The sequence below is a fragment of the Jeotgalicoccus psychrophilus DSM 19085 genome (assembly GCF_000425845.1).
Classification (GTDB): Bacteria; Bacillota; Bacilli; order Staphylococcales; family Salinicoccaceae; genus Jeotgalicoccus; species Jeotgalicoccus psychrophilus.
Genome location: NZ_AUEF01000022.1, coordinates 25,813 through 34,177, shown reverse-complemented (window position 1 = coordinate 34,177; position 8,365 = coordinate 25,813). Strand labels below are relative to the sequence as shown.

The 8,365-nt window shown below is 39.3% G+C and carries 10 protein-coding genes; all 10 read right to left on the bottom strand.

Annotation, left to right across the window (positions count from 1 at the left end):
* Window positions 1-278: helix-turn-helix domain-containing protein (locus H625_RS0108160; protein WP_026859495.1), on the bottom strand; the 278-nt coding region annotated here is incomplete at its 3' end.
* Window positions 279-346: 68 nt separating this feature from the next.
* The gene (locus H625_RS12835; protein ID WP_035785541.1) at window positions 347-1,546 is read right to left on the bottom strand and encodes an MFS transporter; all 1,200 of its coding nucleotides are present in this window, start codon (window positions 1,544-1,546) and stop codon (window positions 347-349) included.
* Window positions 1,547-1,571: 25 nt separating this feature from the next.
* Window positions 1,572-2,084 (bottom strand): GNAT family N-acetyltransferase, encoded by a 513-nt coding sequence (locus H625_RS0108150; protein ID WP_026859494.1) that lies wholly within the window; start codon window positions 2,082-2,084, stop codon window positions 1,572-1,574.
* Between the two features lie 103 nt (window positions 2,085-2,187).
* Complete coding sequence (locus H625_RS0108145; protein WP_026859493.1) at window positions 2,188-2,622, bottom strand: MarR family winged helix-turn-helix transcriptional regulator; 435 nt, start codon at window positions 2,620-2,622, stop codon at window positions 2,188-2,190.
* 71 nt (window positions 2,623-2,693) lie between these two features.
* On the bottom strand, window positions 2,694-3,416 hold the full coding sequence (locus H625_RS0108140; RefSeq protein ID WP_026859492.1) for a prolipoprotein diacylglyceryl transferase: 723 nt from the start codon (window positions 3,414-3,416) through the stop codon (window positions 2,694-2,696).
* The gene (locus H625_RS0108135; protein WP_026859491.1) at window positions 3,400-4,773 is read right to left on the bottom strand and encodes a sensor histidine kinase; all 1,374 of its coding nucleotides are present in this window, start codon (window positions 4,771-4,773) and stop codon (window positions 3,400-3,402) included. The genes H625_RS0108140 and H625_RS0108135 overlap by 17 nt, the downstream gene beginning before the upstream one ends.
* A gap of 3 nt (window positions 4,774-4,776) precedes the next feature.
* On the bottom strand, window positions 4,777-5,451 hold the full coding sequence (locus H625_RS0108130) for a response regulator transcription factor (protein WP_026859490.1): 675 nt from the start codon (window positions 5,449-5,451) through the stop codon (window positions 4,777-4,779).
* A gap of 105 nt (window positions 5,452-5,556) precedes the next feature.
* Entirely contained in the window at window positions 5,557-6,414 is an 858-nt protein-coding gene (locus tag H625_RS0108125) for a PepSY domain-containing protein (protein ID WP_026859489.1), read from the bottom strand.
* A 128-nt stretch (window positions 6,415-6,542) separates the two neighbouring features.
* The gene (locus H625_RS12830) at window positions 6,543-7,316 is read right to left on the bottom strand and encodes a DNA alkylation repair protein (RefSeq protein WP_035785538.1); all 774 of its coding nucleotides are present in this window, start codon (window positions 7,314-7,316) and stop codon (window positions 6,543-6,545) included.
* Between the two features lie 68 nt (window positions 7,317-7,384).
* Window positions 7,385-8,254, bottom strand: a complete 870-nt coding sequence (locus H625_RS0108115; RefSeq protein WP_026859488.1) for a DegV family protein — start codon at window positions 8,252-8,254, stop codon at window positions 7,385-7,387.
* Window positions 8,255-8,365 lie beyond the last annotated feature (111 nt).

Genomic DNA, 8,365 nt, shown 5'->3' with positions numbered 1-8,365 from the left:
TTACGAATCCCAAAATGATGCGCTGTATCTTTATAGGACAACAAGTTTTCTTGTCTATAGTCTAAAACAGATCGTTTAAATTCACTAGTATAAGTTGTTTTCGTCATGTGCTTAAGCAGGCTGTCTGGCCCAAACTCATTATAGTTATTCACCCATCTTGTAATTAATGAAGGGTTGATCTGATACTGCTTAGCTAAAGCCTTATATCCACCTTCATTATTAAGGTAGGATTGAACTACTGCCATTTTGAACTCAAAACTATGTTTTTTATTTTTCATAACAAAAACTCCCCTTAAGTTGGATTTAGGTCCAACTTAAGGGGAGCACGTCATCAAGGGCGTTTTTTTTATTTGAAGTACCATATTCTCCGTCTCAGAAGATATAAAAAAACCATGAACAGCGTTAAGCACAATATCAGGAAAGATATATTCATCAAGGAAACTCCAAGCCAGCCGCTCTGCATCCAGAACACTCCAGCCAGCGTTCCGCCGACACTTGAACCTGTATAATAGAAGAACAAGTACAATGATGATGCCTGCGCTTTATTGCTGTGAGCAATATTACCCACCCATCCGCTAGTCAGGGAATGTGCAATAAAGAATCCGAATGTAAATAATATCAGTCCAGCAACAATCGTCCAAACAGATGGAATTAAGACGATAATGAGACCAGCAACTGCCACAATGATACCTGTATACAGCATCATTACTTTACCGTATCTGTAAACAAGATTTCCTGAAATCATCGAACTCAGTACGCCGACGAGAAAAATCATGTATACCCAGCTCACAATAGTCTGGCTGATATTAAAATCTTCAATCAGTACGAATGATACATAGTTATAAAGAGAGACATTCGTTCCAAGGAGCAAAAAGCCCATTAAAAATAAAATGAGCAGCAGCGGGTTTTTCAAGTGCTCAGTCAATGATTTAAACAGATCTTTGACATTGAACTCTCTTTTTACGAAATGTTTTGACGGAGACAGCGCATACCAGAAAATAAATGTCGCAATCAGACTGACAACACCGACACCAATCAGGCCGAACTGCCATCCCCATAACCCTGCCGCAACACCTGCTAAAACCCGTCCAAATACTGCACCGAGCGCATTACCGCTTATGTATAAACCCATTGCTCCAGGCAGACTGCGCGGATGAATTTCTTCTCCGAGATAAGCCATCGCAATGGACGGCAGGCCCGCAAGTGCGACTCCCTGTAAGGCCCTCATGACAATCAATGAACCGAATGTCGGACTGAAAGCAGTCAGTATGCATAATATCGAAGCGGTCAGCATCGAGACAATCATGATGTTTTTCCTGCCCACAGCCTCTGAAATGGAACCAAAAATAAGCATACTGATTGCCAAAGTAAATGTTGTTACAGAAAGCGATAAACTCGCTGCCGTCGGTGTAACACCGTAATATTCCGTTAAATCAGGTAAAATTGGCTGTACTACATAAAGAATCGCAAATGTATTAAATCCTGCGGCGAAAAAAGCAAGTGCTGTCTGTTTATAACTTTTGGTTCCCCGTTCTATGTAATCCATTTCCATCCCCCTTGTAAAATATCGCTTAGGATTTATAAACAGTCTGATCAAGCCAGTTTTTAACCTGCTCGAGCTCTTCGTTATTAAGTGACTCGGGATACGTCATCATAACAAGCGGAACACTTTCGTATCCCTCGTTAATGACAGGCTGAATATAACCATAAGAGGATAAATGAAAACCATTTCTCTCGTAAAATTTTACACGGCGTCTTTGCATATCATCTTCAGGCGGTTCCACTTCCAGTACAACAGGTTTACTGCTCAGTGCGTTATAAGCCTGAAGTGTTTTTGAACCAAGTCCCTGTGAACGGAACTTCTCATTTACTGCAAGATGTTCTATGAAGCGATATGAGTCATTTTCCCATTCGGCAAAAAATGCGAGAATTTCACTATTTTTATGCAGCACGTATACGTTATAGTGAGGATCTTCCAGCAGCTTCCGCTGCCCTTCAAAATTCCTGATCTCTGCTTTAGGAAATGAGTCATCCATCAAGGCATATAACTGCTCAAACTCATCTTTCTTTAATAGTTCCAACATATTTACACACACTCTTTCGTATCTTATTATTCTTACTATAGAACAGTTTAAAATATAAAAAAAGCGACACATACTAATGTATCGCTTAAATAACGCAGTATTATTAATTGTTATGAGCATTTGCACTGATTTTTTTAAGCGTTTCTCTAAAAGCACTCAGTTCTTCATCGCTCAGTGCAGAAAACAAACCGGTTAAAAGCTCGCTGTGTGCAGGGAAAATACGGCGAATCAGGTTTTCGCCTTCTTCAGTCAGTGCAGCTTTCATACTGCGTCTGTCATTCTCATCACGCTTTCGGATAATATAGTCTTTTTTCTCTAATTTATCCAGTATATAAGTCGTACTTGAATTTGCAATTAGTATCCGTTCCTGAATACGATTAATAGGCTGCGGTCCTTTATGAAATAAAAGCTCCAAAACTGCAAACTCGCTAATATTCAGTCCGTACTGCTGGGCATCATTTTTCACTAACTTTTCTAATATGTCATTCGTTCTTTTAATTCCGACAAAAGCTTTCAAACTTTCTTCCGTTCTAGTCATGATATTACTCCTCAGGCACTTTAAATTCTTCAAATTATATAACTTCTTAACTTCTCTGTCAACGCAGGCTCTTAATCCTCAAAATACTCATCATCGTATTCGATATACCTGCTGTCATACATATTTGCATATTCCGTCGCTTCATAAACCAGCTGTTCTATTTCTTCATAATCATCATCTATTTCAAGCCATATTACCTTATTAATATTACCCGTAATTCCATTAATTGCAATCAGTGCCCCTTCATCGTCATCATTGACCTGCTGTAAAATGTAGTATTCCCGTGCACTGCCTTCACCACTCCAGGTAGAATATACATTGGTTCCGCCGACTTCTCCTGCTGCGATTTCTACAGCTTCTTCAACCGTCAGTCTGGTATCTTCTTCCGGTTTTTCAGCTTCACGCTCTTTGTCAGGCTGCTGATTTTTGTCTTCTTTGTCAGCTTCACGCTCTTTGTCTGGCTGCTGCTTTTTGTCTTCTTTGTCAGCCGCTGGTTCTTCTTCAGCAGGCTCTTTATGCTCCGCAACCGTCTTTATCCCCTGCACACTGGAATCTTCACGATTTACAGTGATACTGTGTGTCGCTTCGTTACCTTTTAAGTTAATCACAAAATAACGGTCGTCATCAGAAAGAGATACTGATTCAACAGATCCACCGTAGCGTTCTGTGACAACGGCGCGGGCTTCATCTTCAGAAATAAAATCCTGCTGGTTAAAACTGACCCATAACACGCCGATAACTATTCCTGCAATGAGTCCTGTAAGCGCGATTATTATCTTACTCCGCTTCGCCATCTTCAGCCTCCTTTTTCATCGTTAGTTTAAATGTGGTTCCCTCGTTAATTACGCTCTTTACCGAGATTTTAATATCATTATTTTCAGCCAGCTGCTTCGCTATTGATAAACCGAGTCCTGAACCGCCTGTTTTTCTAGTTCTTGCTTTATCAACACGGTAAAAACGTGTGAAAATATCATTTAATTCATTTTCCGGGATGCCGATTCCGTAATCCCGCACCTCGATAATAACCGCCTCGCTGTTTTCTTCGATATTGACATCTATATCTTTTGTGCTGTACTTATAAGCATTATCCAAAAATATCCTAAGCAGCTGTTCGAATGCCGGCGGGTACACATAAACATACGGATCCGTCCCAGCTGAAGCAATGTTAATATTACGTTTAAACACTTTTTCAAGCCGTGCAACAACACTTTCAATCAGCTGTACTGCCGGTATATATTCTTTATCCTGGTCTGTATCGCTATGCGTTACTTTTGTAAAACTCAGGAATTGTTCCGTTAAATATTTCATTCTTGTCGTTTCTTCGGAAATAGCTGTAATCCCTTCATCCAATAAATCTTCCCGCGTTTTACCGAAACGTTCCAGCATTCTGGCATATGAACTGATGACTGTCAGCGGTGTTTTTAATTCGTGCGATGCATTCATTATAAATGCCTGCTGATTATCATCATGTGCTTTTAAAGTCAGCATCATATCGTTATAAGAATCTGTGAGCATTTTCAATTCAAACGTGTCCGATTTATTGACCGGTATTGTTTTATAAAGGCGGACATTTCCCCTATCATTCATTCTCCGGACGAGCTGCTTAATCGGATTTGTAATTAAATTTGTAATCACCTGATTTAAAATGAAAACAAGCACAAGCAGAATGACAGATGAGATTATTAAAATCCACTTCAATATATTGTAGGTGTCATATAAAAAATATATATTCTCGTATATTTGCAAACTGTGGACTTCACCGTTTTCCCAAATGACAGGTATTGAAATCATTACAAAATTTTCATTATTATATGACAGGGCGTCTGTATACTGCGAAGTACTGTACGGCTGATTCAATTCAAGATAGCTTTCCTCAGTCGCAATTCTGACAATGTGGTCTTCCTGGTCGTTCAGCATCGTTATATAGCCGTCAGACAGTGAGAAATACTGCAGTACCGTTTCACCGCTTATACCGCTTTCCTGTGCTGTTTGTATTTCCGTAATGATATTATTCCCACGGTTTTCAAGCTGATCCATTTCCGCTTCCAGCGAATAATGTTTATAGGAAAAATAAATTAGCAAATTAGTCAGTATAACAACAATGGCAATCATTACCGTTGTATACAGCTGTATTTTCGTTCCGAGTTTCATAAATTAATCCTTTATAATATAACCAATGCCGCGCACACTGGAAATAAGTGATGGTTTGTCTGTATCGAGCTTTTTACGAATATACCGCACGTAAACGTCCACAGTATTCGTATCGCCAAAATAATCATATCCCCACACTGCATCGATAATCTGATCGCGGGACAGTGCCTGATTTTTATTGTTTATCAAGTAAAGCAGCACATCGTATTCTTTCTGAGTTAAATAAACAGGTTCACCATTACTGTAAACCTCACGGGCTAGCGGTTTAATCTCCAGATGACGGTGCTTAATACTTTCAGTCTTTACTTCACCCGCTGATGCTGATTTTAAATGTACACGAATTCTCGCGAGCAGTTCTTCAACTTCAAAAGGCTTCGTCATATAGTCATTGGCTCCAGAATCAAGACCGCTTACTTTATCCATAACAGCATCTCTTGCTGTGAGCATTATTATTTTTATCTCCTGATTCTTCTGTCTGACCCTTCTCAGCACTTCCAAACCATTCAGTTCGGGAATCATGACATCCAGAAGAATTAATGAAAAGTCACCTGTTTCATATTTTTCCAGCGCCTCTTTTCCTGTATATGCAATATCGACTTCATAGTCTTCAAATTCCAATTCAAGCTGAATGACACGCGCAATTTTCTCATCATCTTCCACTATTAGTATTTTCTCCATGATATCGCCTCACAATATTCGTTTATTGTTGTAATTATACCATGTACAAAGCAGTCTCTCGATTTAAAAAAGATAAAAACAAACGCCCCGGAGGGCGTTATAATATTAGTCATCGATTTCTGTTACATCGCCTGTTTTCGCATTGATTTTCACTTCATTGCCGCCAACTTCAAATTCATATTTGAAATCATCAGCATCGTATTTCCACTCATCGATTTCACTATTCACAGCTTCAGCTGCTATCTGTTTGGCATCTTCTAATGAGATGATTGCTTCTTCATGCGCTGCTTGCAGTCGTTTGAAGCCGCGTTCGCTGTTTTCATCTTCAAGCTCTTCTTCAACTACAGAAAGATTATCCGCGCTTAATTTCACTTCGTATTCTTCATTTTCACTTTCAAGCTTAACTTCATAGTAGTATGCACCGTCATCTTCTTCATAACTGATTTCTTCTAAGATTCCGTCGAATCTTTCTTGTGCAGCTTCGATGGCTTCTGCTGATTTATCTCCGCCAAAAGCATCTGCAGCTTTTGCGTCTCCTTTGCTGTTAGCTGATGATGCAGTATTTTTCTCAGCTGCATCTACTTCGTTGTCGTCTCTGTCATCATTGTCGTCGTTATCGTCACGGTCTAAATCCTGTTCAATAATACTTAAATTCTCTGCATTAAGTTTTACTTCAAAGTCATCATTGCCGTTTTCAATTTCTATATTGTAGTAATAGACACCGTCGTCCTCATCGTATTCAACATCAGTCACTGTGCCGTCGAATTCTTTAAGTGCTTTGTCCACTGCTTCTTGAGCTGTTGTACCAGCTGAAGTTTCCACGTTATCTTTAACCGTTACAGCTCCGTTACGTTCTTCTGTTTCCCATTCCATATCGTCTGCACTTACATTTGATCCGCATGCTCCTAAAACTAATGCTGATGTTAATACGCCGCCAAGTAAAATATTTTTGTTGATTTTCATTCCAATCATCCTCCAATTATTTTTCCGCTGTTTTTATGCGGTTTGTTTTATTTGTTACTCATAGTATATCCGCGGCGAACTAACGGACAGTTAAGCAATAATTAAAGGATGATTAAAGAGCAGTTTCATTATTTTAATAGTTGAAGTAAACGAAGCGCCTTGTCATTCTCAAGCTTCTTCAATGTTCTGAGTGCTCTTCTTACAATAAAGGGAGAAGTCTCATTTATATTCTCTTTCAGAAATGAGATTACTTCTTCAGGATGATATTTCGATATATCGTTTAAATGATTCGCTACCGATTTTTCGACGTACCTCGACCGATCATCGAGGAATGGTTTCAGCAGTCTGAAGTTTTCCTGTACATCACCTCTTAAAAAGGGAAGTTTTTTCGCCCACGGCAGGCGGGGTCTTGGACCTTCTGTTACAAGCCTTCTTAAATGAGCATTGTCACTTCTCCCCCATTTTTGGAAGACCGCTTCAACTTTATCGTAATCCTTTAGAATAAACGGACGTATTGCAAATTCAGCAGTATCACGCTTCGTAATTTCTTCTATCGTCTTCATCGACTGCTCAAAATTATCGAGTCCGTATGTTTCAACAAACTTCGACAGCGCTCTGTAGTAATACATTTCCGCAAACGGAAAATAAAATTTATCATTTTCCAGACCAAGTACGTCTATAATAATGTTCGTTGCTTCACTATAATCATCCGGTAAGTACTTCCTGAGCTGTTCACTGAATATCTGAATACGCTCAGACATTCGCCCGTCAGCAATTTCTGCTGAAGTGCTGCTGATAAATTCCTGAGCTTTAAACTCGGGGTATATTTTACTAATGTCTTTTGCATAATGCCTGGCAAGATCTATATCGAAGTAATCTTTCATCAGTTTTCTTTCACTCATCTGCTGCACCTCATTTTCAGTAATAAAAAGAGCTCCTATTTTAATATAGGAACTCTGCTGTTTGCATTTTATATATATGGCAGGATACCGAGACCCTTGCTTCCGGGACCGCCGTGCACACCAAGTGCAGGTGTTAAATAACCGACACGGCAGCTGATACCCGGATACATGTTTTCAAATTTCTTTCTGATCTGATGCGCTTCTTCTGCAATATCACCATGTGCAATCGCAATTTTAATCTTGCCGTTGAACTTATCCATTGCTTCTTCGATAAGTGATTCCCACAGCTTAACCACACGGCTGTTTGTACGCACTTTATCAAAAGGCTTCACATTGCCGTCATCCGCAAAATAAACGATTGGCTTTATTTTAAACAGACTGCCGATAAACGCACTGCCTGCTCCGAGTCTGCCGCCTCTAACCAGATAGTTCAAATCATCGACTACTAAATAAATTTGAGTATCTTCAACGAGCTTCTCAATTTTCTGAACAGTTTCTTCTATTGAAACTCCTTTTTCAATCTGCTCGATTGTCTGCTCGAGAAGATGCTCTATAATAAATGATGTACGGTTAGAATCTATTAGATGATAATTTAACTTTCCTTCTTCTTGATATTCATTTAAAACCATCTCGGCACTTTGATACGTTCCGCTGATGCCTTTACCGATATGAATGGCAATAACTGTATCGTATCCTTTTGAAATTATCTCATCGACAACTTCGTAATACTCGCCGACCTGCGGCTGTGATGATTTTGGAATTTCTTTCTCTGTGGCTAGACGCTGATAAAATGATTTAAGCGCCGCTTCATCCGTTGTGTCTTTAAAAATTGACCCATCTCTGAATGTTACAGATAAATGTACCTGGAATACATCTGAACGGTCCGCCAGTTCATCTGATAAACTCGCAGTACTGTCAACGATATATGCAATCTTCATGGTTCTGCCTCCTACTGTTTGCCGTTCATTCTATACTTATAAGTATAATAAAAACCCATCTATAAGTATATTAAAATCATTTATTCGGTCTGACGGGAAATATATTATAGA

What these genes read in the sequence shown, in the direction of transcription:
- H625_RS12835 (WP_035785541.1), bottom strand. Translation starts at nt 1,546, where the DNA reads ATGGATTACATAGAACGGGGAACCAAAAGTTATAAACAGACAGCACTT.
- H625_RS0108150 (WP_026859494.1), bottom strand. Translation starts at nt 2,084, where the DNA reads ATGTTGGAACTATTAAAGAAAGATGAGTTTGAGCAGTTATATGCCTTG.
- H625_RS0108145 (WP_026859493.1), bottom strand. Translation starts at nt 2,622, where the DNA reads ATGACTAGAACGGAAGAAAGTTTGAAAGCTTTTGTCGGAATTAAAAGA.
- H625_RS0108140 (WP_026859492.1), bottom strand. Translation starts at nt 3,416, where the DNA reads ATGGCGAAGCGGAGTAAGATAATAATCGCGCTTACAGGACTCATTGCA.
- H625_RS0108135 (WP_026859491.1), bottom strand. Translation starts at nt 4,773, where the DNA reads ATGAAACTCGGAACGAAAATACAGCTGTATACAACGGTAATGATTGCC.
- H625_RS0108130 (WP_026859490.1), bottom strand. Translation starts at nt 5,451, where the DNA reads ATGGAGAAAATACTAATAGTGGAAGATGATGAGAAAATTGCGCGTGTC.
- H625_RS0108125 (WP_026859489.1), bottom strand. Translation starts at nt 6,414, where the DNA reads ATGAAAATCAACAAAAATATTTTACTTGGCGGCGTATTAACATCAGCA.
- H625_RS12830 (WP_035785538.1), bottom strand. Translation starts at nt 7,316, where the DNA reads ATGAGTGAAAGAAAACTGATGAAAGATTACTTCGATATAGATCTTGCC.
- H625_RS0108115 (WP_026859488.1), bottom strand. Translation starts at nt 8,254, where the DNA reads ATGAAGATTGCATATATCGTTGACAGTACTGCGAGTTTATCAGATGAA.